This window comes from Lelliottia sp. 489 (assembly GCF_050435885.1).
Lineage (GTDB): Bacteria > Pseudomonadota > Gammaproteobacteria > Enterobacterales > Enterobacteriaceae > Enterobacter > Enterobacter nimipressuralis.
Window position 1 is genome coordinate 142004 of record NZ_JBNDLC010000005.1, and the last position, 26350, is coordinate 168353.

General features: G+C 55.7%; 26 protein-coding genes. 10 read left to right on the plus strand and 16 right to left on the minus strand.

Features of this window, described 5'->3' with window-relative positions; all coding sequences use genetic code 11:
• Positions 1–49 precede the first annotated feature (49 nt).
• Complete coding sequence (mutM, locus tag ABIE11_RS16620) at positions 50–859, plus strand: bifunctional DNA-formamidopyrimidine glycosylase/DNA-(apurinic or apyrimidinic site) lyase (RefSeq protein ID WP_429184902.1); 810 nt, start codon at positions 50–52, stop codon at positions 857–859.
• Position 860: 1 nt separating this feature from the next.
• Here the strand turns inward: mutM and coaD are convergent, their stop codons facing one another.
• The 7 genes from coaD to ABIE11_RS16655 form a co-directional block, all read right to left on the minus strand.
• Positions 861–1340 (minus strand): pantetheine-phosphate adenylyltransferase, encoded by a 480-nt coding sequence (gene coaD, locus ABIE11_RS16625; protein ID WP_123429704.1) that lies wholly within the window; start codon positions 1338–1340, stop codon positions 861–863.
• A gap of 3 nt (positions 1341–1343) precedes the next feature.
• Positions 1344–2114, minus strand: a complete 771-nt coding sequence (locus tag ABIE11_RS16630; RefSeq protein ID WP_429184903.1) for a glycosyltransferase family 2 protein — start codon at positions 2112–2114, stop codon at positions 1344–1346.
• Positions 2114–3388: a lipid IV(A) 3-deoxy-D-manno-octulosonic acid transferase gene (gene waaA / locus ABIE11_RS16635; RefSeq protein ID WP_100778195.1), complete on the minus strand. Its 1275-nt coding sequence runs from the start codon at positions 3386–3388 to the stop codon at positions 2114–2116. Before waaA ends, ABIE11_RS16630 begins: the two co-directional genes overlap by 1 nt.
• A 155-nt stretch (positions 3389–3543) precedes the next feature.
• Positions 3544–5178, minus strand: a complete 1635-nt coding sequence (locus ABIE11_RS16640; RefSeq protein ID WP_429184904.1) for a sulfatase-like hydrolase/transferase — start codon at positions 5176–5178, stop codon at positions 3544–3546.
• Between the two features lie 18 nt (positions 5179–5196).
• Positions 5197–6168: a glycosyltransferase gene (locus tag ABIE11_RS16645; protein ID WP_429184905.1), complete on the minus strand. Its 972-nt coding sequence runs from the start codon at positions 6166–6168 to the stop codon at positions 5197–5199.
• Between the two features lie 8 nt (positions 6169–6176).
• Positions 6177–7160, minus strand: a complete 984-nt coding sequence (locus tag ABIE11_RS16650) for a glycosyltransferase (RefSeq protein ID WP_429184906.1) — start codon at positions 7158–7160, stop codon at positions 6177–6179.
• Between the two features lie 146 nt (positions 7161–7306).
• Positions 7307–8677 carry an O-antigen ligase family protein gene (locus tag ABIE11_RS16655; RefSeq protein ID WP_429184907.1) on the minus strand — a complete coding sequence of 457 codons (1371 nt, stop codon included), beginning with the start codon at positions 8675–8677 and terminating at the stop codon, positions 7307–7309.
• Between the two features lie 251 nt (positions 8678–8928).
• Between ABIE11_RS16655 and ABIE11_RS16660 the strand changes: the two genes are divergently transcribed.
• Positions 8929–10029, plus strand: a complete 1101-nt coding sequence (locus tag ABIE11_RS16660) for a glycosyltransferase family 4 protein (protein WP_429184908.1) — start codon at positions 8929–8931, stop codon at positions 10027–10029.
• On the opposite strand, the gene ABIE11_RS16665 is transcribed toward ABIE11_RS16660, so the two are convergent.
• From ABIE11_RS16665 to rfaD, 5 genes are all read right to left on the minus strand, one after another.
• Positions 10011–11120 (minus strand): glycosyltransferase family 4 protein, encoded by a 1110-nt coding sequence (locus ABIE11_RS16665; RefSeq protein WP_429184909.1) that lies wholly within the window; start codon positions 11118–11120, stop codon positions 10011–10013. The two genes, ABIE11_RS16660 and ABIE11_RS16665, sit on opposite strands and share 19 nt — an antisense overlap.
• A complete protein-coding gene (rfaQ, locus tag ABIE11_RS16670; RefSeq protein ID WP_100778189.1) occupies positions 11117–12220 on the minus strand; it encodes a putative lipopolysaccharide heptosyltransferase III in 1104 nt (367 codons plus the stop codon). The genes ABIE11_RS16665 and rfaQ overlap by 4 nt, the downstream gene beginning before the upstream one ends.
• Positions 12213–13199: a lipopolysaccharide heptosyltransferase RfaC gene (gene rfaC / locus ABIE11_RS16675; protein WP_123429698.1), complete on the minus strand. Its 987-nt coding sequence runs from the start codon at positions 13197–13199 to the stop codon at positions 12213–12215. The genes rfaQ and rfaC overlap by 8 nt, the downstream gene beginning before the upstream one ends.
• Before the next feature lie 3 nt (positions 13200–13202).
• Positions 13203–14249 carry an ADP-heptose--LPS heptosyltransferase RfaF gene (gene rfaF / locus ABIE11_RS16680; protein WP_102105063.1) on the minus strand — a complete coding sequence of 349 codons (1047 nt, stop codon included), beginning with the start codon at positions 14247–14249 and terminating at the stop codon, positions 13203–13205.
• Between the two features lie 105 nt (positions 14250–14354).
• Entirely contained in the window at positions 14355–15296 is a 942-nt protein-coding gene (gene rfaD, locus ABIE11_RS16685) for an ADP-glyceromanno-heptose 6-epimerase (protein ID WP_102105062.1), read from the minus strand.
• A 215-nt stretch (positions 15297–15511) separates the two neighbouring features.
• On the opposite strand from rfaD, the gene kbl reads away from it, so the two are divergent.
• The 3 genes from kbl (at position 15512) to ABIE11_RS16700 (ending at position 18686) form a co-directional block, all read left to right on the plus strand.
• Positions 15512–16708: a glycine C-acetyltransferase gene (kbl, locus tag ABIE11_RS16690; protein ID WP_107702526.1), complete on the plus strand. Its 1197-nt coding sequence runs from the start codon at positions 15512–15514 to the stop codon at positions 16706–16708.
• Positions 16709–16717: 9 nt separating this feature from the next.
• Positions 16718–17743, plus strand: a complete 1026-nt coding sequence (tdh, locus tag ABIE11_RS16695; RefSeq protein WP_095280179.1) for an L-threonine 3-dehydrogenase — start codon at positions 16718–16720, stop codon at positions 17741–17743.
• Between the two features lie 142 nt (positions 17744–17885).
• A complete protein-coding gene (locus tag ABIE11_RS16700) occupies positions 17886–18686 on the plus strand; it encodes a glycosyltransferase family 2 protein (RefSeq protein WP_429184910.1) in 801 nt (266 codons plus the stop codon).
• Here ABIE11_RS16700 and ABIE11_RS16705 read toward each other — a convergent pair whose 3' ends face one another.
• Genes ABIE11_RS16705 through gpmM form a run of 3 tightly spaced genes read right to left on the minus strand, consistent with a single transcriptional unit; the run spans position 18687 to position 22469 of the window.
• Positions 18687–19628 carry a divergent polysaccharide deacetylase family protein gene (locus tag ABIE11_RS16705; protein ID WP_129035867.1) on the minus strand — a complete coding sequence of 314 codons (942 nt, stop codon included), beginning with the start codon at positions 19626–19628 and terminating at the stop codon, positions 18687–18689. It lies immediately after the preceding gene.
• A 3-nt stretch (positions 19629–19631) separates the two neighbouring features.
• The gene (envC, locus tag ABIE11_RS16710) at positions 19632–20891 is read right to left on the minus strand and encodes a murein hydrolase activator EnvC (protein ID WP_231275396.1); all 1260 of its coding nucleotides are present in this window, start codon (positions 20889–20891) and stop codon (positions 19632–19634) included.
• Between the two features lie 33 nt (positions 20892–20924).
• Positions 20925–22469, minus strand: coding sequence for a 2,3-bisphosphoglycerate-independent phosphoglycerate mutase (gpmM, locus tag ABIE11_RS16715; RefSeq protein ID WP_429184911.1), 1545 nt, complete (start codon positions 22467–22469; stop codon positions 20925–20927).
• A 248-nt stretch (positions 22470–22717) separates the two neighbouring features.
• Between gpmM and ABIE11_RS16720 the strand changes: the two genes are divergently transcribed.
• The 5 genes from ABIE11_RS16720 (at position 22718) to cysE (ending at position 25832) form a co-directional block, all read left to right on the plus strand.
• Positions 22718–23149, plus strand: a complete 432-nt coding sequence (locus ABIE11_RS16720) for a rhodanese-like domain-containing protein (protein ID WP_095280187.1) — start codon at positions 22718–22720, stop codon at positions 23147–23149.
• Positions 23150–23162: 13 nt separating this feature from the next.
• Positions 23163–23411 carry a glutaredoxin 3 gene (gene grxC, locus ABIE11_RS16725; protein WP_100778179.1) on the plus strand — a complete coding sequence of 83 codons (249 nt, stop codon included), beginning with the start codon at positions 23163–23165 and terminating at the stop codon, positions 23409–23411.
• Between the two features lie 33 nt (positions 23412–23444).
• On the plus strand, positions 23445–23912 hold the full coding sequence (secB, locus tag ABIE11_RS16730; protein ID WP_100778178.1) for a protein-export chaperone SecB: 468 nt from the start codon (positions 23445–23447) through the stop codon (positions 23910–23912).
• Positions 23912–24931: an NAD(P)H-dependent glycerol-3-phosphate dehydrogenase gene (gpsA, locus tag ABIE11_RS16735; protein WP_429184912.1), complete on the plus strand. Its 1020-nt coding sequence runs from the start codon at positions 23912–23914 to the stop codon at positions 24929–24931. Before secB ends, gpsA begins: the two co-directional genes overlap by 1 nt.
• 79 nt (positions 24932–25010) lie before the next feature.
• A complete protein-coding gene (gene cysE / locus ABIE11_RS16740) occupies positions 25011–25832 on the plus strand; it encodes a serine O-acetyltransferase (RefSeq protein ID WP_059180464.1) in 822 nt (273 codons plus the stop codon).
• A 16-nt stretch (positions 25833–25848) separates the two neighbouring features.
• Here the strand turns inward: cysE and trmL are convergent, their stop codons facing one another.
• Complete coding sequence (gene trmL, locus ABIE11_RS16745; RefSeq protein WP_429184913.1) at positions 25849–26322, minus strand: tRNA (uridine(34)/cytosine(34)/5-carboxymethylaminomethyluridine(34)-2'-O)-methyltransferase TrmL; 474 nt, start codon at positions 26320–26322, stop codon at positions 25849–25851.
• Positions 26323–26350 lie beyond the last annotated feature (28 nt).

Consider the following 26350-nt stretch of genomic DNA (forward strand, 5'->3'; position numbering starts at 1 on the left):
CCCGCAATAGCGGGGTTTTTTGCATTCTGTGTATCTCAATGGAGGAAACATGCCTGAATTACCTGAGGTAGAGACCAGCCGCCGTGGAATTGAGCCTCATCTGGTGGGTGCAACCATTCTTCACGCTGTCGTCCGTAATGGCCGCCTGCGCTGGCCCGTTTCCGATGAGATCCACGCCCTCAGTGATAAGCCTGTGCTCAGCGTGCAGCGTCGCGCCAAGTATCTGCTGCTGGAATTACCCGATGGCTGGATCATTATCCACCTGGGGATGTCCGGGAGCCTGCGAATTCTCACTGAAGAATTACCCGCCGAAAAACACGACCACGTCGATCTGGTGATGAGCAACGGCAAAGTGTTGCGTTACACAGATCCCCGCCGCTTTGGCGCATGGCTATGGACCAAAGAGCTGGAAGGGCACAACGTGCTGGCCCATCTTGGCCCTGAGCCGCTCAGTTCGGATTTCAACGCCGACTACCTGAAGGCGAAGTGCGCGAAGAAGAAAACCCCGATTAAACCCTGGCTGATGGATAACAAGCTGGTGGTGGGTGTCGGTAATATTTATGCCAGTGAATCCCTGTTTGCTGCCGGGATCCATCCCGATCGGCTCGCCTCTTCGCTTTCCGATCAAGAGTTCACATTGCTGGTGAAGGTGATTAAAGCGGTCCTGCTGCGCTCGATCGAGCAAGGAGGAACCACGCTGAAGGATTTCCTGCAAAGCGACGGTAAACCGGGCTATTTTGCGCAGGAGCTGCAGGTGTATGGCCGAAAAGGGGAGCCGTGCAGAGTGTGTGGCACGCCGATAGTGGCATCGAAACATGCGCAGCGGGCGACGTTTTACTGCCGCCAGTGCCAGAAGTGAATTATTTGAGCTTATCCATCAACGCCTGATGGACGTTCGCTGGCAGGAAGTGCGTCACATCGCCCCCGTGGCGCGCCACCTCTTTTACCAGAGACGATGAGATAAACGACCACTCTTTTGACGGCATCAGGAACACGCTTTCAAGTTCCGGCATCAGATGACGGTTCATGTGCGCCAGCTGCATTTCATATTCAAAATCGGCCACGGCGCGAAGCCCGCGAATCAGGATAGTAGCCTGCTGTGCGCGGGCGAAGTTCGCCATCAGATCGCTAAAACCCACCACTTCCACATTTGGCAGATGCGCAATCGCAGCGGTCGCCAGCGCGACGCGTTCATCCAGATCGAACATCGGCTTTTTACTTGGGCTGGCGGCAATGGCCAGAATCACCCGATCGAACATGCTCGCTGCGCGGGTGATGATATCAAGATGACCGTTAGTGATCGGATCGAAGGTACCCGGATAAATCGCTTTTGTGCTCATGGCTCACGCTTTCTCTGAGTAGCCGCGGTTCAAAGCCCACAGCTCGGTGTATTTGTTGAAAGTATACTGCGCATTCACCACCGCCAGTAGCCAGCCCTGTTTACCATCCAGCACACCTGCACGCAGTATCAGCGTTTTGAGAAACGCCCCCAGCGTGTGGGCGAAGATTCCGGCAATCGAGGCTTTCTTGCCGCGCTGATGACGCTCCTGCGCCCATGCGGTTGCGTAGCTGAGCTGTTTGCGCTGGAAGCTGGCAAAGTCCCGGCAGGTGAGATGGCGTAAATCGCCTGCCAGCGGGATGACCTTCGCGCTCGCGCACTCCAGCGACTCGTGCACCTGATTGCTGTTGTACTGGTAGCGCTCGCGCTCATACAGGCGCATCACGCGGTCTGGATACCAGCCGCTGTGGCGCATGAAACGACCAAGGAAATAGTTTTGGCGGGCGATACTGTAAACGGCGCCAGGCTGGGGCGCAGCCAGAACAGATAACAGGGATTGCTGAAGTTCCGGTGTGACGCGCTCGTCGGTATCGATCATCAGCACGTAGTCACCGGTGGCAAAAGATTGCGCGCGCTGGCGCTGAATGCCGTAACCCTGCCAGTCCGTATCGACAAAGACTTTCGCTCCCGCAGCGCGGGCGATTTCCGTGGTGTTGTCCTCGCTGCCTGAATCGAGGAGGACAATCTCGTCGGCCCAGGCGACAGACGCCAGGCAGTCCGGAAGCAGGTCAGCGGCGTTTTTGGCGATCATGACGACCGACAGACGCGTCGACATTAGTGGCTCCGCTGAGGCAGATAAGGTTGCAGAAGTTGCAGCAGACGGGTCAAGGCGCCCTGATTCTGATGCAGCACTTCGACGGCATGGCGGCCATACCACAGGCGGTAATCTTCGTCGGTGAGCAGAGTAGAAACCTCTTTCACGACAGAATCCACATCCGTTACGGTAATTAAGCCGTCGGCTTGCTGCAATTTAGCGCAGATATCTTTGAAGTTAAAAATATGCGGACCCATGAGCACCGGAATCGCGTGTGCGGCCGGCTCCAGCGGGTTGTGACCGCCGCGCTCCACCAGGCTTCCGCCGACGAAGGCCAGATCGGCAATTCCGTACAGCAGCATCAGTTCGCCCATCGTATCGCCAATCACCACCTGAGTGCTGCCAGACGGGATCTCACCGCTGCTACGCAGGGTGAAGCTAAATCCGGCTTTCTGCACCATTTCACGGGCATCTTTGAAGCGCTCCGGATGGCGAGGGACCAGAATCAGCAGGAGGTCCGGGAATTTCGCCAGCAGCTGGCGATGGGCCTGCAGGATAATCTCTTCTTCGCCGTCGTGAGTACTGGTGGCAATCCACACCTGACGACGCGGCGCCCACTGGCGACGTAACGTGACTGCGCGGGCGGCGAGTTCCGGTGTGACGGAAATATCAAATTTCAGGCTGCCGGTGACAGCGAGCTGATTGCGCTTCAGCCCAAGGGAGATAAAGCGCGCGCCATCTTCTTCGTTTTGCGCGGCGATCAGCGTGATTTTTGACAGCAGGCGGCGCATAAAGCTGCCCAGCTTGCCGTAGCCCTTCGCAGAACGCTCCGACAGACGGGCGTTCGCCACGACCAGCGGAATTTTACGGGCATGCAGGGCGGAAATCATATTTGGCCACAGTTCGGTTTCCATCACGATCACCAGCTTTGGACGCACGGTGTTGAGGAAGCGGTTCATGGCGCAGGGTAAATCATACGGCAGGTAGACGTGATGCACGTCTTTGCCGAAGGCCGACATGGCGCGTTCGGAGCCAGTCGGGGTCATCGTTGTGACGGTGATGGGCAATGACGGATAGCGGTGGCGCAGAGCGCGTACCAGCGGGATTGCCGCCAGCGTCTCACCGACGGATACGGAGTGCAGTAAAATACCGTCCGGGGCGACTTTATTGCGGCAATAGCCATAACGTTCAGCCCAGCGTTTTCGATACGCAGGCGCCTTACGGCTACGAAGCAGCAGTCGCAGCCACACCAGTGGCTGAATGAGGTAAAGCAGGGCGGTATACAACAATTCCAAGCGATTATCCGTTTTTTAGTTTCGGCGGGCAAATTCTAAGCATTTAGGCGGTTTAAAGCTATCTCTTTGGCGTTTTTGCTCGTGCATTTGGCTGTGTTACGTTCATTTTCCCAAAAAAAAACGGGCAATTGCTTGCCCGTTTTGTCTCTTGCGAATTAACGCTCTGCTTCAGGGAGCGCATTCAGATGATAGGTCACCCGCTCCGACAGGCCGCGAATATCGCCGCCGGTGATAAAGAAGCTGTCGTCTTTCTGATTCGGGTTGCTCACCGAGTAGCCCAGCATTTTGTTGATCAGCGTCGCCACCTGGAAGTGGTTCAGCGGGATCTGCGGGCTAATCGCCTTCATGGAATAGGCCGGGTCGTTGCTGAAATAGAGGAACGGCACCTGAGCGATCGGCATCTCAACGACGGAGTGGCCGAACAATCCGCCATCGCCCACGCGCTCCCCGTGATCCGAGGTGATAAACACCAGCACCGGCAGTTTGGATTTTGCCATGGTAGTGCGAATTGCAGAGGCCAACTCTTTATCGTACAAACGAACGGCGTCGTCGTACTCATTTTTCTTCTGTGCAACATCATCGTTCAGGCGCGGCGAAGAGAATTTGGCGAAGCCCTGAGGAATGTTGCGCTCGTAAGGAATATGCGGCGCGCGACTGTTAAGTACCATCAGGAAGGGTTTGTTCCAGTCCAGCGTCGCTTTTTCCACTGACGGTGTGAGCACAACGTCTGCACCGACATCAGGAGCCGGGCGGATCTGCGTGTCTTCCCACAGATCAATATCGTGGATGCCGATCCAGTTACTCAGCCCCTCCAGACCTTGCGCGGAGATGAATGCGGTCTGATAACCTTGTTTCTTCGCATTGGCAAAGATATTGGTCGATTTCGATTTATACGCACCGTAGTTATCTGGCTCGCGCAGGTTATTCACCAGCATCGGAATGGCGACGCGCGTCGAGACGGCGTTAGAGACGATCAGACGACCAGACCCCTGATACTGCTGCATCAGCGCTTTCAGTTCCGGCGTGGTATCACGATCGTAACCCAGCGCGCTAACGTGGTGCGGGTTCAGGCTCTCGCCAATCGCCAGAATGATGGAGTATTTGCCCGCCTGGGTGCCTTCTACCGGTTTAACCTGGTACGGCTCATAATGGGTGACGCTCTGGTTTTCACCGGAAAGGGCTTCCGGTATCAGGCGTATGGCGCTGAAGCTCATGGCAGACAGACCATTACGCAGCAGCGAGTGGCGGAGATCCGGGTTGAATTTATACATCTGCCCGTCGATCGCTTTGTAGAACTGGCCCGCGAACATCACCACGATAGCCAGCAGGCACGGCATTGCCAGCCATTTATGCCACTGCGGTGCCATCCGGCGGGTAAAGACCAGAGCAAACACAACCGCCACGATCATGATCGCAAAGTAGATGCCCAGCGAGCCGAGGCTGTCGGTGATCCCGCTGGCGATATCTTTCGTTTCAACGAACGCCAGCCAGACTTCGCTTGGGCCATAGAATTGACCGTAGAACTGATAGTAGACCGCTTCTGAGATCTGCACGATAAACGTCACCGCCAGCAGCAGGCGCGTGAGGAAGAATCGAGCGCTCACCGCCGCTAACAGCGAAATGATCAGATAAAGCGAGATATCCCCGGCTTTGGGTTGGTAAACGTGGTCTTTTAACAGAATGATGATTTCGGAAAGCGAAAACAGCACCAGGAAAGCCAGCGTCAACACCAGCGTGCGCAGGAGATTGCGGCGCGGTGTGAGTGATGATTGTGTAGATGTTTTAAACATGTTCAGACTCAATCTAACTCAGAACTTTTTAGTCAGCGGACGAATGGCTTTACCAAATCCAAAGCGCAGTGCGCGAACCAGTGTGGGGCGATTGTGCAATCCTTTACGCCAGATATCCTCAAACAGGGCATACCAGCGGGCGGCAACCGCTTCGCGGGAATAGACCTGCAGACGTTTATCACCCTGTTCACGCATCTGACGATACAGCTCAGGAGAATTTTTTAAGCGCATAATGGCCTCGAATGCTTCGTCCGGGGTTTTAGCGATCAGGTAGTCCAGTTCAGACTCACGGATAGCGCGGTAAGAGGGCTCGTCGTCACAGACCATGACCGTTTTACCCAGCCAGTTGTTGATGAGCTTACTGGCAGGTTTGCGGGCGAGTTTGTGGTCGTGCGATTTGCGGAAACTGATGCACACATCCACGTCCTGGTAGTTCGTCCAGTTATCGAATGAAATGCGCAGTTCGATACCCTGTTCCGCCAGACGCTGTTTGAAATTGCCTTCGCGATACGCCTCCGGGAAGCTGTCGACGCGACCAAAGAAGGCCACGGTTTTGACGGTTTCATCCGTGCGTTCGCGAGGTTTTACACCGGGCTGCGGCCAGTACGGTACGAAAATACGATTGCTGTGACCGTCGACCTCCGGGTTCTGATCCACCACGACATCAGCACCGATGACCGGCGGACGGTCGGCACGCGCTACCACGGTCACACCGCGCCACGGTTTTACGCGTGAGCCAAAGTCATCGTTATGCATCAGGTTGATGGCATCTGCCCGACACTCTGAGCCAAACGAGCACTCAATCTCATCGCCGTAATAGTGTTTCAGCGCCAGCGTCGTCTGGAAAGTCCATCCGCCGCGGCCACCACAATAAAAACGCTCAGGGATGCTGTCCGGGTTTACGCGGTTATCCAGCAATGTCTGGAAATCTGCGTAATTTTTAGCAATAAAATCAGCGCGGGAAACCGCGTGTAGTTTGAGTTTGCTCATAATGTCCGTTAGCCGAGAATTTTTTTAAGACGGAAGTAGCGACGTCCCAGACGCCAGCGTTGACGCAAGCCGCGCGCGTTTTTCCAGATCATTGACCAGATACCGCGATCGAACAGCTCCTGGGTGATCTCGCGCTTTTTCGCTTTGTCTTCGATGTTGTTAATACTGTGCAGAATGCCTAAACCCTCTTTGGCGATTTGCCAGTGACAGGCCGGGACGCGCTTAACCTGTTCTGGATGGCGCTGATTAATTGCCTCCAGCATCTCCAGTATTTTCATGTAATGGCGAGATGATCGCATCCGCGTATCGTCGGTGCCCGGCGTATGGGAAACCGACGCTGAGTGAATCAGATAATCGTAAAAGACTTCATCCACATACTGAACGCGTTTGGCGGTCAGCAGCACTTCCGTGGTCCACGGAATATCCTGATGGCGCAGACCGTGCTCGAATGTAAACCCTTGCTCTTTGATAAAGGCATGGCGATAGATATTCAGCCAGGTGACGTGCAGGAATTTACGCGATTCCAGCGCCATTTGTAGCCATGTAGGGCCATCGAGAACGCCCGTGGATGCGAGCTTATCGGACGGAAAAATCTTCTTCGACGGGCGGCCATCATCGTAAATGTAGGTGCCGTTACAGGTGGCAACGTCGAGGTTTCCGGCAAAGGCGAGCTCCAGCAGTCGCGGATACATGCCGGGATAGATTACATCGTCGATATCCGGGAAAGCGACATACTCGCCTTTCGCGACCGCAAGACCAGTATTACGGGCGGCAGAGACGCCGCCGTTGGGCTGATCGATGACCTGAAAATCGCTAAATTCACTGGAGTAGCGCGTGATAATGTCCGCAGAATTATCAGTGGAGCCGTCATTCACCACGATCAATTCCAGGCTTTCCAGATTCTGTTTCTTAATGCTGTCAAAAAAAGCGCTCAGGAAAGATTCACCATTATATACGGCGACAATGAGGCTTAATTGAGGCGTTCCAGACATGCTTACTCCGTATTATTCTGCGGTGCTGCAGCGATCAGCGTATTCAACCGTAACGTGCGATGGCAATTCGACAGCCGACAGGCTAAAGAGTTCGGGTGGAAATACGTGCGCCGATGCGGACTGGCACTGGCGCACGGTATTTGTACTCAGGAGAGGGGCTCTGTGCCTTTAGTCGTACGCAGTGCGCACATCCCGATAAGTAGCCCGGTCAAGAGTAGATACTGCTCCAGATAGTGGTCTTTCAGGTTGTGATCGACCATGGTTCGGGAGAAGAAACCGATAGTAAACAGCAGCAGGAACATCCCGACCATGGTATTGCCATGACGGAACTCACGCCAGCCAACGTACCAGCAGCCCGCCAGCAGAATCAGCCAGCCCGCAATCCCGGCAATCCCGTTCTGGATGCCGAATTCAATCAGGCCGTAGTGGCTGTGCGGAATGTTAATGCGATTGTCCTGGGTATCGCGGCGCAGCACGTAGCGGAACGCTTCTTTGCGCGGCCCCATCCCTGCGGGATGTTCTGCAATCAGTTTCCAGCCCTGATGGAAATAACTGGCGCGGCAACCATTGGAATGGTTCATTGCACGGCCTTCATCGTTGCGAGGAACGCTACCGTTTGTTTTGTTATAACAGAAACTTGTTAAAGGGGCGTTCCAGCCCGTAATAGCATCGGTTTCAAGATTCTGCCAGCGTGGGTCGGTTTTCCAGGATGTGTAACCTAGCAACAATGACGCGATGAATATAATAAATAACACACCAGCGGTGATTATCACCCGACTACGACGCATGCTGTGCAGGCTCAGCAGGACAAAGGTCGAGAAGAGACTGCCGACCAGGCCGATGGTGCCCCAACGTGTATCAACCAGCGCTGTGCAGATCAGGTTGCAGATCAGCATGAAGGCCAGGAACGGCGTTTTCAGGCGTAAGAAACGCTGATGCAGTAAGCCGCGCGCTAACAGTTCCGCAATCAGGAATCCAGTGATCATGTTCACCTGGAAACTCATACGCGTGCGGTTGTATACAATCCGCGTTTCGCCCCAATGGATCACACCGTCGCGCCAGTAGAGCCAGAGTGTATCCAGTAAATGAATACAGACTACGCCCCAGAAAAAGAGAACGATCAGCGTGAAATAGCGGGCGGCTGAAATAGAAGGATACTGGGTTTGAATGGCCGGGATTAACACCAGACCTGCGCAGAAAAGTAATACCGGGCGCAACCATTGCCCATCCCACGTCGACACCATCTCTTTAATATCAGGCGCGACAAAAAAGCCGTTAATCAAGATATAGAACGTTAATATCCATATCGCGATGAGAACGAACTTGATTTTGCTGACGTCAAGGTTTTTCTTCGCCGAGGTTGAGCTAAAAAAAAGACCCAGGGTCACAGCGATGATGGGATAGATCAGGCCATTGCGGTGAAAAGGAAGCTGGTCATTCGGGATTGGCCAGACAAAACACAAAGCCAGTACAGCCGGTACTAAAAGGCCCGTCAGGATGTTGCGAATATTTGTCATATTTATGGTACTGGTTAAGGATTTAGGCTTTTATACCGGTTAGTTAACAATGCTATACGATAATTCCACGGATATCCGATGGGAATAAAAGCGTGGGAAAAGTACCACAAATACCTTAACTACAGAAGGACTATGTTTGTAAGCAAGAATAATCCGTGATTTCCCGCTTAATGCTGACTTTGTGCATTCCGTTGCTGGCAATGTATATAATGCCCGTATGAGTCCGGTTACAGCCCATTCACAGGAAATGTATGCATATTGTTCACACTGAAGCAGATGGTGGCAAAGGCGGGCAGCCGCTGCGCATCATCAACGAATCGTTAGGGCTTATTCATCGCGGCCATCAGGTGATCATTCTCTGCCCGGAAACAGCGCCGCTGCACGCCCTGGCCCGTGAAGCTGGGCTGACGGTAGTGACAATGCCGCTGAAGCGCAAAAATTTCAAAAATCTGCAGTTGCTGCGCCGCTGGTTGAAAGATAACCGAAAATCTATAGATGTCATCAATAGTCACAATTCTGCCGATACCTGGCTGGTGGCGCTCGCCAACCTGACTCTCTCGAATCCCGTCCCGCTGGTACGTACTCGCCATGCATCGGGTGTTCCACGTAACAACTGGACGACCCGCTGGCTGTTTCGCAAAGCCTGCGCCCATATTGTGACCACGGGCGAGGCGCTTCGCCATCAGGTGGCTGATATTGGTGTGCCGATGGCACAGAGCACGTCGGTGCCCAGTGGGGTAGATACTCAGCGTTTTCATCCTGCTGATAAACAGCAGGCCCGTGAGCACTGCGGTTTGACGCAGAATGATTTCTGGCTCGGTGTGGTCTCGCATCTGCGCCCGAACAAAGGCCACAGCGTGTTGCTGCGCGCTCTGGCGAAGATCGATAACCCGCGTATTAAACTGGCGATCGTCGGTGAGGGGCCACACAAGGCGACGCTGGAGCAGGAAATCACCGCGTTGGGGTTGCAGCAGCGCGTGCTCATGGCCGGGCATCGCAGCGACCCGGAGCGCTGGTTCCCGGCATTTGATATTGCCCTTAGCCCATCGCACGATATGGAAGGGGTGCCGCAGGGAGTATTGCAGTCGCTGGCCTCACGTATCGCGACCATAGCCACCGATGCGGGTGGTACAGCGGATGCGGTGATCGACGGCAAAACGGGATTATTGATTGCTCAGCGTGATGAGTCTGCACTGCAAGGGGCGATTGAGAAACTGTATAACGACGCGAATCTTCGCGAGACGCTGGCGCAGCAGGGATATGACTACCTGTGCGCCCATTTTACGCGCGAATGCATGCTGGATGCGATGGAGAAAGTTTTCTCTAATGCCGCTCAGCGCAGCAAATCGTGATAGAGCGACTGTAGCTCTTTCGCCATTCTCTCAAGAGTGTAGGGTTCAGCAGTGGCGCGCGCCGCTGCTGAATAATCCCGTCCGAGTTCTCGCCCTTTAAGCCATTTGCCGACGACCTGCTGATAGCCGTTACTGTCGAGGGCATCACGTACCCAGCCGTTAATGCCCTCTTCGATCCATTCCGCCGCACCGCAGCCGTGGCTGGTCATCAGCGGCAGACCGCAGGCCAGCGCTTCGACGCAGACATTAGGGAATGGATCGTAAAGGGTCGGCAGGATCAGCGCATCGGCGGTGCCGTACACCTGGCGAACATCGGCAACCGGTCCCAGAAAACGTACGCGGGATGCCACGCCAAGAGTCTGGGCTAGCTTTTCGAATTTACGGGCATGTTTATCGCGCCCGGCGATCACCAGCCAGACGTCAGGATGCGGCGCAATGGCCCGCAGGGCAGTAGCCACCCCTTTGCGACTGAAGCCGGACCCCACATACGCCAGCACCGGTGCATGGCGCGGAATGCCCCACGCATCACGCTGAGACAGCGCGCGCACGTCGGGCGAGAAATGTTGGGTATCGACGCCGTTATAAATCACCGTCAATTTATCGTCCGGCAGCGCAAAGCGGCGCGCAATATCGTCGCGCACCATCTTCGAGTTGCAGATCACTTTGCGCAGCTGCGGATGGGTAAACATCTGCGTTTCTGCCTGCAAAATATAGCGATGATAGCGGCTCAGGGACTGCGCCCAGCGCGCCAGCGGCGACAAAATGCGACTGTATTGCTCAAGCCAGGTGGCGTGAACACCATCGCCCGCGCGGAAAATCGTCGCGCCCGGAATGCGCTCATGGCTTTGCACGATATCGAACATCGCAAACTGCGCGGCGGCGGCGTCAGCAAAGCCGGATTCGCGGGTCAGACGGTTACGAAACGGCGGATTTACCGTTAGCGTGTTCCAGCCAGCAGCGTCTTCCCATTGGCGGGCAATCAGCGTCACATCCAGCGCCGTATCCTGCGCCAGGACGTTCAGCGCACGGGAGACAAAACGCTCTGCGCCGCCGTTGGGGTTATAGGTTTGTCGGACGATCGCCAGTTTCATGCCGGAGAGTCCAGCAGCAGCGTATCAATGGCGCTCAGGACCTGTTGAGGCGTAATCGCCGTAATACAGTCCGACACGCCGCCATCGCCACAGCCTGCTTTGCCACACGGCTGGCAAGTCATTCCGGCGGTGATGACGCGATAGTTCACGCCCCACGGCGCCCATTTGATCGCCCCTGTCGGGCCGAAAATCGCCACGGTTGGCGTGCCAACGGCGCTCGCGAGGTGCATCGGCATTGAGTCGACGCCGAAGTAGATCCGCGCATGTTTCATCAGGGCGCCCAGCTCTTTCAGATTCAGCTGCCCGCTTAAATCAAACACCGGTTGTCTGAGCGCAGCCCGCAGCTCATCCATATAGGCCGACTCCTCTTTCGACGGTGCAGCCGAGAGGATAATCGGCAGCCCGCGCGAGGCGAGGTTGTCGATGGTGGCCGCCAGCTTTTTGATATCCCAGGCTTTGAACATCCAGCGGGAGGTTGGATGCACCAGAATATAGGATTTGCTGGCAAGGCCAAAACCGGCCAGTTTTTCCGCGATTGAGGCTTCCGCCGCGTCGCCTGGCACAAACAGCGTATGTTTATCGTCATCGTTTTGCGGATGAATTCCGATCCGGCGCAGGGCGTCGAGGTTCACCTCCACCATGTGACGGCTGTTGTCCTGAATCGCCGGATACAGCGTGGTGAAGGATTTCACCCAGCGACGACGCGCCAGCCCGCTGCGTTTCTCCGGCTTAAAGCCCACGGAGACGCGCGGTTTCAGACGACGCGCCAGACGCGCGCCGTGCCAGTGTTCGGTGAGGTTAATCAGCACGTCGTAGTGGCGCGCCTTCAGCGTTTTGAGCAGCGCACGGTACAGACGGAGCTGGGCAAACCACCCCTGCTTGCGCCAGTTGCGGCCAATGGTATGCACCTGGTCGATGTACGGATGGCTGGTGAGCATCGCCTGGGTATCGTCATACACCAGGGCATCGACTTCCACGTCCGGCCAGTTTTTTTTCAATACGGTAAAGACCGGTGAGGTCAGCAGGACGTCACCGTGGTGACGCAGCTTAATGATCAGCACGCGTTTTGGCGGACGCTCCGCTGAGAAAAAATCAGACATAGGCTCTCTCTGCTGCCAGCAAAGGCTCTAATTGCGCAAAAACCGCAGCGGCGCTGAGGTCGCTCAGCTGCAATGAATGTTCCGGGCGGCAGATAGTTTGATTTTTTCCGTAGCCGCCGATAAGGCCCGGATCGGTTGGGCCGTAAAGCGTAATATTAGGACGATCGAGGGCCGCCGTCAGGTGACTTAGCCCTGTATCCACGGAAACCACCGCGGTCGCCCCCGCCAGCTGTTGTGCGACGCCATCGAGTTTCATGCGTGGCAGAACCTCGACGTAATCAAACCCTTCCGCCAGCCGTTTGGCCCGCGCCTCTTCGTGTGGCGCGCCCCACGGGAGTTTTATGCGCAAGCCTGTGTGGCCGAGCAGCCCGATCAGTTCCCGCCAGTGAGATTCTGGCCAGTGCTTGTCGTCGCGTGTTGTGGCGTGGAGGAAGATCAGGTAGGGCTGAGCGTCATGGGGCGATCCCGTTAAGAAGTGCTGCGAGATAGCGTAATCGCCCTGGATTTCAGGCTTGGCGTAGCCGAGGCTTTTAGCGAACAGCTCGCGCGTGCGCTCAACGGCGTGCTGCTGTTTAGCGATGGCGTGGCGGCGGTTGTAGAACAGGCTCGCCAGCGGTTCGCGGGCGCTGTGCCAGTCCATACCGTGTTTGACGCCATGCGCCAGGCGCGTCACCAGCGCGGCGCTTTTAACCAGGCCCTGGGCGTCGATGATTGCATCGTAGCGCTGCGCCTGCACCGCCTCGCGAAAGGCTTTACGTTCAGCTTTAATCGGTGCGGAGAACCAGGCTTTGCGCCAGCGGCGAATCGCCACCGGGATAACGCGGTCTACCGCCTCGTGCCAGGTGGGGATTTGCGCGAACCCCTCTTCCACCACCCAGTCAAAACGAATACCGGGGATGGCGCGCATCGCGTCCGTCAGAGACGGCAGCGTGTGCAGGACATCGCCCATAGAAGAAGTTTTCACGATCAACACCCGCATTCGTTATCCTTCATCGTTCAACAGCAGATCGTTGAGTTCATCGAGGACACGCTGGGGCGTAATGTCGATCAGACTCTGGTGATAGCCTTCTGCCGCATCGCCTTTGCGGACCTTGTGATAGCCGGTGATCAGGCGAATCACACGCGCTTTATGGGACAGAGGCGGCGTGAAATCCGGGCTGCTTGGGCCGTACAGCGCGACCAGCGGGCGGTTTAGCGCGGCGGCGACGTGCATCAGCCCCGAATCGTTGGTGACGACCGCTTTACAGGCCGCCAACAGGATAACCGCCTGCTCCAGCTGAGTTTCCCCTGCCAGATTGCGGCACCAGGCCTGCTGTTCGTTACTCAGGGTGGCGAGAATTTCGTTGCCCGCTTCGTGGTCTTTCGCCGAACCGAACAGCACGATCTGATAGCCTTCGTCGATCAGCTGTTTTGCCAGCTCGGCGTAGTGATAGTGCGGCCAGCGCTTTGCCGGGCCGAATTCTGCCCCAGGGCAGAAGCCGATCATCGGGCGTTCCGCCGAAAGGTCAAACGCATTACACGTTTGCGATTTTTCGCCGTCGTGCACCTGCAACTGCGGCCACAGGAGCGGCTGCGGCAGATCTTTCGCTGTGCGCATCACGCCTTTGTCATACGCCAGCGCCACGTAACGCTCGACCATTAACGGCCAGGCCTCTTTATCCAGCACACGGGCATCGTTGAGCAGACCGTAGCGCATCTCGCCGCGCCAGCCGGTGCGGTGTGGAACGCCCGCAAAGAAAGGCACCAGGGCAGATTTAAAAGAGTTCGGCAGAACAAACGCGCGGTCGTAGCGTTTCTCGCGCAGGCTATGCCCGAGCTTGCGACGCTCGCCAATTTCCAGCGCCCCGTGGCCGAGCGGCATGGGGATCGCTTCGTTCACTTCCGGCATCCGCGACAATAACGGACGGCACCACGCGGGTGCCATCACGTCGATTATCGCCTGGGGATAGCGCGCCTTGAGCGTGCGATAGAGACTTTGCGACATCATCATGTCGCCCACCCATGACGGACCAATCACCAGTATTTTCATTCACTTCATCCTTCAAACGGTCTCAGCGTTGGCTGCCTTCTTCACCTCAGTCACATAGTTATCCTATGTTCCTGGGGATGCACTCAGATGCAGCCTTGTTACCGCTTAATGTGTTTGTGAATCGCGGTTTAACCAGGCCATATATTCCGTTACGCCTTCGGCAACGGTCTTGAACGGCTTATCGTAGCCCGCAGCACGCAGGTTGGTCAGATCGGCCTGAGTGAACGCCTGGTAACGGCCTTTCAGTTTTTCCGGGAACGGAATGTACTCGAGGCTGCCTTTTTTATGGTAGGCCAGCGCCGCGTCAGCTACCGCCTGGAAGGATTCCGCACGGCCGGTACCCAGGTTGAAGATGCCGGAGACACCGTTTTCCCAGAACCACAGATTGACTGCCGCCACGTCGCCCACATAGACGAAATCGCGTTTGAAGCCGTCGCTGCCTTCGAACAGTTTCGGGCTTTCGCCGTTGTTCAGTTGCGTGTTCAGGTGGAACGCCACGCTCGCCATGCTGCCTTTATGGCCTTCACGCGGTCCGTAGACGTTGAAATAGCGGAAGCCCACGATCTGGGAGTTGGCTTCCGGCAGAACCTGACGCACGTATTCGTCGAACAGGAATTTGGAGTAGCCGTATACGTTCAGCGGCTGTTCGTATTCGCGTGATTCAATAAAGTCGGAGGTACGGCCGCCGTAGGTCGCCGCAGAAGAGGCGTACAGGAACGGAATTTCACGCTCAAGGCAGTAGTGCAGAACCTCTTTGGAGTACTGATAGTTGTTATCCATCATGTACTTGCCGTCCCACTCGGTGGTGGAGGAGCAGGCACCTTCGTGGAAGATGGCTTCGATCTCGCCGAACTCTTCACCTGCCATAATCTGGATCAGGAAATCTTCTTTATCCATGTAGTCGGCGATGTTCAGATCGACCAGGTTCACGAACTTGGTGCCGTCTTTCAGGTTGTCCACGACCAGAATGTCGGTGATGCCTTTGTCATTGAGGGCCTTGATAATATTGCTGCCAATAAAGCCCGCGCCGCCGGTAACGATGATCATAACGGTAACCTTTGTAGTGTGGAGTTCGGGGCCAGTCCCGAACACTAATATTCATATCATATCATTAGTATGGCGCCCCTTCAGCCATTCACCGATATGCAGCAGGGGTACACGTGATTTATGCTGCAAAAACGATAACTGATGATGCGTCATCTCGTATCGACGTATAGGTTTGGGTAATATGTGCCGAAATTTGCCGAGTCTGGAGAATTGCAATGCGTGGTGATTTTTACAAACAGTTAAACAACGACCTGGAGACCGCCCGCGCGGAAGGGTTGTTCAAAGAAGAACGTATTATCACTTCTGCGCAGCAGGCGGATATCACCGTCGCTGACGGCAGCAAGGTGATCAACTTTTGCGCGAACAACTACTTAGGTCTTGCGAATCACCCTGAGCTGATTGCCGCTGCCAAAAACGGCATGGACACCCACGGTTTTGGTATGGCCTCCGTGCGCTTTATCTGTGGCACGCAGGACAGCCACAAACAGCTTGAGAGCAAGCTGGCGGCGTTCCTCGGGATGGAAGATGCAATTCTCTACTCTTCCTGCTTCGACGCCAACGGCGGTCTGTTTGAGACCCTGCTGGGTGCGGAAGACGCGATTATCTCTGACGCCCTGAACCATGCTTCGATTATCGACGGCGTGCGTCTGTGTAAAGCGAAGCGTTTCCGCTATGCCAACAACGATATGCAGGAGCTGGAAGCGCGTCTGAAAGAGGCGCGTGAAGCCGGTGCGCGTCACGTGCTGATCGCCACCGACGGCGTGTTCTCCATGGACGGCGTGATCGCCAACCTGAAAGGCGTGTGCGACCTGGCAGACAAATACGATGCGCTGGTGATGGTTGATGACTCTCATGCGGTCGGTTTTGTCGGTGAAAACGGTCGCGGTTCCCACGAATATTGTGACGTGATGGGTCGCGTGGACATCATCACCGGTACGCTGGGCAAAGCGCTCGGCGGCGCGTCCGGCGGCTATACCGCAGCGCGCAAGGAAGTGGTCGAATGGTTGCGCCAGCGCTCCCGTCCGTATCTGTTCTCTAACTCTCTGGCACCGGCGATTGTCTCTGCCTCCATTAAAGTGCTGGAGATGGTGGAATCGGGCGCTGAGCTGCGCGATCGCCTGTGGTCTAACGCGCGTCTTTTCCGCGAAAAAATGACCGCTGCAGGCTTTACGCTGGCAGGTGCCGACCACGCGATTATCCCGGTGATGTTAGGCGACGCGGTTGTGGCGCAAAACTTTGCCCGCGAGCTGCAAAAAGAGGGGATTTACGTCACTGGGTTCTTCTTCCCGGTGGTGCCAAAAGGTCAGGCGCGTATCCGCACCCAGATGTCTGCGGCGCACTCACCTGAGCAAATCGAGCGTGCGGTGGCAGCCTTTACCCGCATCGGCAAACAACTGGGCGTGATTGCCTGAGGACGTGTGATGAAAGCGTTATCCAAACTGAAAGCGGAAGAAGGGATTTGGATGACCGACGTGCCGGAGCCGGAAGTCGGTCATAACGATCTGCTGATCAAAATTCGTAAAACCGCCATTTGCGGTACCGACGTTCACATCTACAACTGGGATCAGTGGTCGCAAAAAACCATTCCGGTTCCGATGGTGGTTGGTCATGAGTACGTCGGCGAAGTGGTCGGTATCGGCCAGGAAGTGAAGGGGTTCAAAATCGGCGATCGCGTCTCCGGTGAAGGCCATATCACCTGCGGTCACTGCCGTAACTGTCGCGGTGGACGCACCCATCTGTGCCGCAACACCGTGGGCGTAGGTGTTAACCGTCCGGGCTGTTTCGCTGAATATCTGGTGATCCCGGCGTTTAATGCTTTCAAAATTCCGGACAACATCTCTGATGACCTGGCTTCGATCTTCGACCCGTTCGGCAACGCGGTTCACACAGCGCTGTCGTTTGATTTAGTGGGCGAGGATGTGCTGGTCTCAGGCGCAGGCCCGATCGGTATTATGGCCGCAGCGGTGGCGAAACATGTGGGTGCGCGTAACGTCGTGATCACCGATGTGAACGAATACCGCCTGTCTCTGGCGCGCAAAATGGGCGTGACTCGCGCAGTGGATGTCTCGAAAGAGAACCTGAGCGACGTGATGACCGAGCTTGGCATGACCGAAGGCTTCGATGTGGGACTGGAGATGTCCGGCGCACCGCCTGCGTTTCGCACCATGCTCGATACCATGAACCACGGTGGCCGTATCGCGATGCTGGGTATTCCGCCGTCAGATATGTCTATCGACTGGAACAAAGTCATCTTTAAGGGTCTGTTCATCAAAGGTATTTATGGCCGTGAGATGTTTGAAACCTGGTACAAAATGGCCGCGCTGATCCAGTCCGGTCTGGACCTGACGCCAATCATTACGCACCATTTCGGCATCGATGATTTCCAGAAAGGTTTCGACGCGATGCGCTCGGGCCAGTCCGGGAAAGTGATCCTGAGCTGGGATTAACCATGAAAGCGCCTGCGGGCGCTTTTTTTTCGACTCATTCACACTTCTTGTATCCGCAATCAGATTATTTCGATTTTTACTTCGCTTTTTTAACCACACGCTTATAAAGTTTGTTTAGGTTTCATTTACTTTTACAGTGCCTATGTTCAAGCTTACCGTTTGTTTATTGACCTGTAACTCAGCGCGTCTGCTGCGTGAAGTCCTGCCACCGCTGCTCACCGTGGCGGATGAATTCGTCGTGGTTGATTCCGGGAGTACGGATGCCACGCTGGATATCTGCCGTGAATACGGCCTTACCACCCACTACCACCCCTATGCAATGCACGGCGCGCAGATGAATCATGCGATTGATCTGGCGACAAACGACTGGGTGCTGTGCATGGACAGCGATGAGATCCTCGACGCTGAGCTGGTTGATTTCATTCTGGCGCTCAAAGCGGGCGATGAACCTGCCGCTGATCAGGCCTGGCGTATTCCGCGCTACTGGCACGTACTGGGTGAAGAAGTCCGGACCATTTATCCCGTCTCTTCACCAGACTTCCCGGTGCGTCTGTTCAATCGTACACATGGCCGGTTTAATCACCGTCCGGTCGATGACAAAGTGGAAGGCACGCTTAAGGCAATCAAAATGCCAGGACGGGTTCGTCACGACACGTTTTACACTCTTCATGAAGTGTTCAATAAGCTGAATAGCTATACGTCCCGGCTGGTGAAATATCAGAATGTGCGGCCTTCTATCGTGCGCGGTGTGGTCAGCGGTATCGGCGCGTTCTTCAAATGGTATCTGCTGAGTGGCGCATGGCGGCAGGGAAAAGTGGGGATCGTGACGGGGTTGTATGCCAGTTCGTACAGCTTCCTGAAATATTTCAAAGCCTGGTATCAGCACCAGGATCAAAAAGAGTCCGTGGCGAAAAAGCCAGCGGACTCTCATCTCACAGAATAATTACGCTTTCTTACCCCAGCCCTGCCACTGGTGCTGGAAGTAAGTCACCAGCGAGCTTTGGCTGACGCTCTCACCAATAACTGTGAAGAATCGGGTCGCATAGACCGGCTCAGGCGGCTGTTTCGGTTTGCAAATCTGTACGCCACGGAATGGATTTTTAGGCTCCGTGCGTGGCTTGCTGCCTGGCGTGGAAGTGTCTGGCCGTGACGTATCAACCTGCGGTTCGTTCAGCAGACTGCTTGGGCGGACCAGCGTGATGTCTGAGGGCAGCGTCGGCAGCATTTGCTGCAAGACACGCACCGTGGACGGGTGCGGGTGACCAATGGCGATCGCGGAGCCCGTGCGGCGAGCCAACTGGACGGCGCGATTAAACTGGAAGCGAATATCGGCTTCGTTCTGGGTGTCATCAAGAAACACTTTGCGCTTAATCACTTTCACGCCCGTGCCCTGCGCGGCGCGCATAGACTGGCTATTGCCGATGGTCATACTGTCGAGAAAATAGAGGTTGTAGCGCTCCAGCGCCTGCATCACTTTCTGCATCCCGAACAGGCTCGAGGTCATGGCGCTGCCCATGTGGTTATTTAGCCCGACCGCAAACGGCACTTTGCCGTAGGCGTCGCGAATGATGCGCTCGATCTCGTCGCTGCTCATCTCCGGACGGAGGGTGTCTTTTTCCAGCGGTTGTTTGCTCAGCGGCGCCATCGGCAGGTGGATGAGCACTTCATGCCCGCTGTTGTGGGCTTTGGTCGCCATTTCACGCGCGTGCGGCGCATTGGGTAAAACGGCGACGGAGATGGCCGACGGCATCGCCAGCACCTGATTCTCGTTGTGCGGACGATAGCCAAAGTCATCAATGACGATGGCTAATTTGCCTGCGTAAACCGGTGAAGCCAGCGCCAGTGCACTGACGACGGAGAGAACAATACGACGAAATTGAAGCAAAACTTATCTTCCCAACCACGGCTGTGGATTGACCGCCTGACCCTGGCGACGAATTTCGAAATAGAGTGACGGGCGGCCCTGACCGCCACTGCTGCCCACAAGGGCGATGGGTTGTCCTGCACGGACCTGAGTGCCGACGCTGACCAGCGCGCTTTGGTTGTAGCCGTAAAGACTCATGTCGCCTTTCCCGTGCTCAACCACCACCACCAGGCCGTAGCCTTGCAGCCAGTCGGCGAGGATCACGCGGCCATCGGCGATCGCTTTGACTTCGCTCCCTTCCGACGCGCCAATCACGATACCCTTCCAACGTAGCTCACCCTGCAGCTGTTCGCCATAGCGATGCAAAATAGAGCCGCGCACGGGCCAATAGGCTTGTCCGCGTGGGGCGCCTAATCCGCCGGTACGTGAGATAAGCGAGCGCTCGCTTTCCGTTGGCTTGTAGGTCGAGCCTTTGCGAGAGGCTTCCTGTTGACGGTCTTTTACGGCTTGCGCTTCGCGGGCCTCTTTCTCGGCGCGTGCCCGGGCGGCGGCTTCTGCGCGAGCAATACTGTTGCGCAGTTTTGATTCGTTGGCGCGCATTTCACCCAGCTGCGCCTGGCCTTCCTGAATGGAAGATTCCAGCCCGGAGAGGGTTTTCTTACGTTCGTTCCGCGCCTGTTCCAGCTTCGCCTGCTGCGCCTGCTGATCGTAAAGCAGGGTTTGCTGCTGACTTTGCTTCTCTTCCAGCTCGGCTTTCTGCGAGGTGACCTCTTCGCGCGTCTGTTTAAGCTGCGCGATGGTCTCCTGACGAGCCTGGTTCAGATAGCCGAAATAGGCCTGCAGGCGCTGCCCGCGCTGGCTCTCTTCCCCGCTGAGGATCAGCTGAATGCCGGTGTGCTCGCCCTGACGAAACGCAGCGTCGAGCTGTGCTGCAAGGTTACGTTCCTGAGTGGCTCGCTGGAGTTCCAGTTTGGCAATCGACGCATTCATCTCATCGATTTGCTTGTTCAGCACGGAAAGGGTGTTCTGCGTTTCGCGCAGTTTGCGCGCGGCGGCAGAGATCGCTTCCTCCTGCTGCTTTAACTGTGCAAGCAGTGAGGCGCGTTGCTGTTGCTGCTGGCGTACCGCGCGCTCTTTGGCGGCGATATCGGCCTGAATAGATTTGAGCTGATCGCGATCGTCAGCGTGGGCGGATGCGGCGCACAGCAATACGCCAGCGCTGAGTGCGCTGGCGTAAAGCAGAGGCCTGACTGATAACCGTAACGGCTTCACGACCCATGTGATTGAAAAAATCGCCTTTCCCCTCATGGGGAGGGATTATTCCACGATGAACAGCGGCTTGCCAGTCATCTCTTGCGGGATTTCAATACCCATCAGCGTCAACATGGTTGGTGCGATGTCAGAAAGCTTGCCGCCCTCCACTGCTTTCAGAGATTTCTCACCCACGTAAATCAGCGGAACAGGCAGGTTGGTATGTGCTGTGTGCGCCTGTCCGGTAGACGGATCGCGCATCTGTTCTGCGTTACCGTGGTCAGCTGTAATCAGCAGTTGGCCACCGACGGATTCGACCGCTTTGGTCACTTCGTCAACGCAGTGGTCCAGCGCTTCAACCGCTTTCACCGCGGCTTCCATCACGCCCGTATGCCCGACCATATCGCCGTTCGGGTAGTTACAGATGATGGTGTCGTATTTACCGCTTTTGATTGCCGCAACCAGTTTCTCGGTCAGTTCAGCAGAGCTCATTTCTGGCTGCAGATCGTAGGTCGCTACTTTCGGAGAGTTGATCAGAATGCGGTCTTCGCCTTTGAACGGCTCTTCAACACCGCCGTTGAAGAAGAAGGTCACGTGCGCATATTTTTCGGTTTCAGAAATACGCAGCTGCGTTTTGTCGTTCTTCGCCATCCACTCGCCGAAGGTGTTTGCCAGCGATGCCGGTGGATACGCGCAAGGGACTTTGATGTCTGCGGCGTATTCGGTCAGCATGATGAAGTCGAGGTTCACGACTTTTTTACGGGCAAAACCGTCGAAATCCGCGTTCACGAAAGCGCGGGTGATTTCGCGCGCACGGTCAGCGCGGAAGTTCATGAAGATCAGCGCATCGCCGTCTTCCATTGCGGCATCGGCCTGGCCTTCAGCACGGATCACGGTCGCTTTTACGAATTCGTCGTTTTCATCGCGCGCGTAAGCGGCTTCCAGACCGGCAACAGCGGTATCAAACTGGAATTCGCCTGCTGCCTGGGTCATCAGGTCGTAGGCTTTCTCAACGCGGTCCCAGCGGTTGTCGCGGTCCATGGCGAAGTAGCGGCCAATGATAGACGCCACGCGGCCTTTGCCCAGTTCAGCAAATTTCTCTTCAAAGGTTTGGAGGGAGGATTTCGCGCTGCGCGGTGGGGTGTCGCGGCCGTCGAGGAAAGCGTGCAGATAGATTTTTTCTGCGCCGCGTTCGGCGGCCATCTCAACCATCGCCAGGATGTGATCTTCGTGGCTGTGAACACCACCGGCAGAGAGCAGGCCCATGATGTGGACGGCTTTGCCCGCGTTGACTGCTTTATCAACGGCGGTGGTCAACACCGGGTTGGTGAAGAAAGTACGTTCTTTAATTTCAACGTCCAGGCGGGTCAGGTCCTGATAGACGATACGACCGGCGCCCAGGTTGACGTGTCCCACTTCGGAGTTGCCCATCTGACGGTCTGGCAGGCCAACTTCCAGGCCAGAAGCGTCAATCAGGGTATGCGGACGTTTTGCCCACAGCGCATCCATGACCGGGGTTTTAGCGTTGAAAATGGCGTTATCCTGGCTGTCCTCACGATAGCCATAACCATCCAGAATCACCAGTACCATAGGTTTTTTAGAAACCGACATTGCGACAACCTCATGCTCAAGAGACAAAAAATTTGCGTAATTTTACTACAGCTGAATCGATAAAATAGCCGCAGAAGATCAAAGAAAGGGAGGGGACAGGCGGCGGGTATGCTCATTTTGACGCTTTTTTTTCGTGGCATGCCGCAGAAAATGGATTAGCTTATTCTCGCTGGCTGTATTTGCCACAACGCACAGGTATACTCCTGTCCTGGTTTTTTTAATCACTACGTCGGGAGTTGTTACCCCCCATGCAAGAAATTATGCAATTTGTTAGCCGCCACCCAGTACTCAGTATCGCGTGGATTGGTTTACTGGCCGCTGTGCTGTTCACCACGTTTAAAGGCCTTACGTCTAAAGTTAAGGTTATTACCCGTGGCGAAGCAACGCGCCTCATCAACAAAGAAGACGCGGTCGTTGTGGATCTGCGCCAGCGTGATGATTTCCGTAAAGGGCACATTGCAGGGTCTATTAACTTGCTGCCAACAGAAATCAAAGCCAACAATCTTGGCGAACTGGAAAAGCATAAAGACAAACCGATTATCGTGGTTGACGGTACCGGCATGCAGGCTCAGGACCCAGCGAGCGCACTCACCAAAGCTGGCTTCGATAAAGTCTTCGTACTGAAAGACGGCGTCTCTGGCTGGAGCGGTGAGAATCTGCCTTTAGTTCGCGGTAAATAAGAGGAACGACGTGATGGCCAATATTGAAATCTACACCAAAGCGACCTGCCCGTTTTGCCATCGTGCAAAAGCGCTGCTAAACAGCAAAGGGGTAACTTTCCAGGAACTGCCCATTGATGGCGATGCGGCAAAACGTGAAGAGATGATCAAACGTAGTGGCCGCACGACGGTTCCGCAGATTTTTATTGATGCGCAGCACATTGGCGGCTGTGATGACTTGTATGCGCTGGATGCACGCGGCGGGCTCGATCCCCTGCTGTGATAGCGTTTTAGGACAATTAAAAAGGGTATTTCCATGTCAGAACAAAACAACAACGAAATGAGTTTCCAGATCCAGCGCATCTACACCAAAGATGTCTCTTTCGAAGCTCCAAATGCGCCACACGTTTTCCAGAAAGATTGGCAGCCAGAGGTTAAACTTGATCTTGATACTGCTTCTACCCAACTGGCAGAAGACGTGTATGAAGTTGTGCTGCGCGTGACCGTTACCGCTGCGCTGGGCGAAGAAACTGCATTCCTGTGCGAAGTACAGCAGGGCGGTATCTTCTCCGTTGGCGGTATCGAAGGTAATCAGCTGGCGCATTGCCTGGGTGCATACTGCCCGAACATCCTGTTCCCGTATGCTCGCGAATGCATCACCAGCCTGGTATCCCGCGGTACATTCCCGCAACTGAACCTTGCGCCAGTAAACTTTGATGCGCTGTTCATGAACTATCTGCAGCAGCAAGCTGGCGAAGGTACTGACCAACATCAGGATGCCTGATGAGTACAGTTAATGCGTCAATGACTGTGATCGGTGCCGGCTCTTACGGCACCGCTCTTGCCATCACTCTGGCAAGAAATGGTCACGAAGTGGTTCTCTGGGGCCACGATCCCAAACATATCGCGACGTTGCAACACGACCGCTGCAACGTGGCGTTTCTTCCTGACGTGCCTTTCCCTGATTCGCTGCATCTCGAAAGCGATCTTGCCACCGCGCTTGCCGCCAGCCGCAATATTCTCGTGGTTGTGCCGAGCCATGTCTTTGGCCAGGTACTGCACCAGATCAAGGCGCTGATGCGCCCGGATGCGCGCATTGTGTGGGCGACGAAAGGGCTGGAAGCGGAAACCGGACGTCTCTTGCAGGATGTCGCCCGCGAAATTCTGGGTGATGACATTCCGCTCGCGGTGATCTCCGGGCCGACGTTTGCCAAAGAGCTGGCCGCAGCCCTGCCAACGGCCATCTCTCTGGCATCGACCGATCAGACCTTCTCCGACGATCTCCAGCATTTGCTGCACTGCGGTAAGAGCTTCCGCGTCTACAGCAATCCCGATTTTATCGGTGTTCAGCTGGGCGGCGCGGTGAAAAACGTCATCGCGATTGGTGCCGGGATGTCCGACGGTATCGGCTTTGGCGCCAATGCGCGTACAGCGCTGATCACCCGTGGGCTGACTGAAATGTCCCGTCTCGGGACCGCGCTGGGCGCCGATCCTGCCACCTTTATGGGGATGGCCGGTTTAGGCGATCTGGTGCTGACCTGCACTGATAACCAGTCTCGCAACCGCCGTTTCGGCATGATGCTTGGACAGGGCATGGACGTGATCGGCGCGCAGGAGAAGATTGGTCAGGTGGTTGAAGGCTATCGCAATACCAAGGAAGTTCGGGAATTGGCGCACCGTTTTGGTGTCGAAATGCCAATAACCGAGGAAATTTATCAGGTATTGTATTGCGGAAAAAATGCGCGCGAGGCAGCATTAACGCTGTTAGGTCGCTCACGCAAGGACGAGCGCAGTAGTAGTTAATCGCAGGGAACCTTAGTCACCTGAATGACCCGGCTGGCGCAGAACTGGCCGGTCATTATGATACCGCCTGGAGTATGCAATGCCGTGTGAAGAACTGGATATCGTCTGGAACAATATTAAAGCCGAAGCCCGGGCTTTGGCCGACTGCGAGCCAATGCTGGCCAGTTTCTACCACGCGACGCTACTCAAGCATGAAAACCTCGGCAGCGCCCTGAGCTATATGCTCGCCAATAAACTGGCGTCCTCCATTATGCCCGCGATCGCTATTCGCGAAGTGGTGGAAGAGGCGTATGCCGCTGACCCTGAAATGATCGCCTCCGCCGCCTGTGATATTCAGGCCGTGCGCACGCGTGACCCTGCCGTCGATAAATATTCAACGCCGCTGCTGTATCTGAAAGGCTTCCACGCCTTGCAGGCCTACCGTATCGGCCACTGGCTGTGGAATGAGGGCCGCCGCGCGCTGGCGATCTTCTTGCAGAACCAGGTTTCCGTCACTTTCCAGGTCGATATCCACCCGGCGGCGAAAATTGGTCGCGGGATCATGCTCGACCACGCCACGGGGATTGTCGTCGGGGAGACGGCGGTGATCGAGGATGACGTGTCGATTCTGCAGTCCGTCACCCTCGGGGGTACCGGTAAAACCAGCGGCGATCGCCATCCGAAGATCCGTGAAGGGGTGATGATTGGCGCGGGCGCGAAAATTCTCGGCAATATCGAAGTGGGGCGCGGCGCGAAAATCGGCGCCGGTTCCGTGGTGCTGCAACCTGTTCCACCGCATACCACCGCCGCTGGCGTGCCAGCGCGTATCGTTGGCAAGCCAGAGAGCGATAAACCCGCGATGGATATGGATCAGCACTTCAACGGTATCCACCATACCTTTGAGTATGGCGACGGGATTTAAACGCTTCCCGACAACATCAGCTTCGTAATATCGCGCCAGCATATCCCAGCTGGCGCCAGGCTTCGTATACCACTACCGACACTGCATTCGACAGGTTCATGCTCCGGCTGTCCGGCATCATCGGAATACGGATTTTTTGCTCAGCAGGCAGGGCGTCAAGAATAGTGGCAGGCAGCCCGCGCGTCTCCGGACCAAACATCAGATAATCGCCTTCCTGATAGCTCACCGCACTGTGTGCAGGCGTGCCTTTCGTCGTCAGGGCAAACATACGTTGCGGCTTTTCGGCTTCCACAAACGCGGCGTAATCGTGATGGCGGACCACGGCGGTAAATTCGTGATAATCCAGCCCGGCACGGCGCAGGCGTTTGTCATCCCACGCAAAACCCATTGGCTCGATAATATGCAAACGAAAACCGGTGTTGGCGCACAGGCGGATGATATTTCCGGTATTCGGTGGAATCTCTGGTTCGAATAAAACGATGTTAAGCATGCTGCCCCCTTAAAATGCGGGGGCAGGA

Coding starts and splice junctions, on each gene's coding strand:
- mutM (WP_429184902.1), top strand. CDS start 50: ATGCCTGAATTACCTGAGGTAGAGACCAGCCGCCGTGGAATTGAGCCT.
- coaD (WP_123429704.1), bottom strand. CDS start 1,340: ATGAGCACAAAAGCGATTTATCCGGGTACCTTCGATCCGATCACTAAC.
- ABIE11_RS16630 (WP_429184903.1), bottom strand. CDS start 2,114: ATGTCGACGCGTCTGTCGGTCGTCATGATCGCCAAAAACGCCGCTGAC.
- ABIE11_RS16640 (WP_429184904.1), bottom strand. CDS start 5,178: ATGTTTAAAACATCTACACAATCATCACTCACACCGCGCCGCAATCTC.
- ABIE11_RS16645 (WP_429184905.1), bottom strand. CDS start 6,168: ATGAGCAAACTCAAACTACACGCGGTTTCCCGCGCTGATTTTATTGCT.
- ABIE11_RS16650 (WP_429184906.1), bottom strand. CDS start 7,160: ATGTCTGGAACGCCTCAATTAAGCCTCATTGTCGCCGTATATAATGGT.
- ABIE11_RS16655 (WP_429184907.1), bottom strand. CDS start 8,677: ATGACAAATATTCGCAACATCCTGACGGGCCTTTTAGTACCGGCTGTA.
- ABIE11_RS16660 (WP_429184908.1), top strand. CDS start 8,929: ATGCATATTGTTCACACTGAAGCAGATGGTGGCAAAGGCGGGCAGCCG.
- ABIE11_RS16665 (WP_429184909.1), bottom strand. CDS start 11,120: ATGAAACTGGCGATCGTCCGACAAACCTATAACCCCAACGGCGGCGCA.
- rfaQ (WP_100778189.1), bottom strand. CDS start 12,220: ATGTCTGATTTTTTCTCAGCGGAGCGTCCGCCAAAACGCGTGCTGATC.
- rfaC (WP_123429698.1), bottom strand. CDS start 13,199: ATGCGGGTGTTGATCGTGAAAACTTCTTCTATGGGCGATGTCCTGCAC.
- rfaF (WP_102105063.1), bottom strand. CDS start 14,249: ATGAAAATACTGGTGATTGGTCCGTCATGGGTGGGCGACATGATGATG.
- rfaD (WP_102105062.1), bottom strand. CDS start 15,296: ATGATCATCGTTACCGGCGGCGCGGGCTTTATTGGCAGCAATATTATC.
- kbl (WP_107702526.1), top strand. CDS start 15,512: ATGCGTGGTGATTTTTACAAACAGTTAAACAACGACCTGGAGACCGCC.
- tdh (WP_095280179.1), top strand. CDS start 16,718: ATGAAAGCGTTATCCAAACTGAAAGCGGAAGAAGGGATTTGGATGACC.
- ABIE11_RS16700 (WP_429184910.1), top strand. CDS start 17,886: ATGTTCAAGCTTACCGTTTGTTTATTGACCTGTAACTCAGCGCGTCTG.
- gpmM (WP_429184911.1), bottom strand. CDS start 22,469: ATGTCGGTTTCTAAAAAACCTATGGTACTGGTGATTCTGGATGGTTAT.
- ABIE11_RS16720 (WP_095280187.1), top strand. CDS start 22,718: ATGCAAGAAATTATGCAATTTGTTAGCCGCCACCCAGTACTCAGTATC.
- grxC (WP_100778179.1), top strand. CDS start 23,163: ATGGCCAATATTGAAATCTACACCAAAGCGACCTGCCCGTTTTGCCAT.
- secB (WP_100778178.1), top strand. CDS start 23,445: ATGTCAGAACAAAACAACAACGAAATGAGTTTCCAGATCCAGCGCATC.
- gpsA (WP_429184912.1), top strand. CDS start 23,912: ATGAGTACAGTTAATGCGTCAATGACTGTGATCGGTGCCGGCTCTTAC.
- cysE (WP_059180464.1), top strand. CDS start 25,011: ATGCCGTGTGAAGAACTGGATATCGTCTGGAACAATATTAAAGCCGAA.
- trmL (WP_429184913.1), bottom strand. CDS start 26,322: ATGCTTAACATCGTTTTATTCGAACCAGAGATTCCACCGAATACCGGA.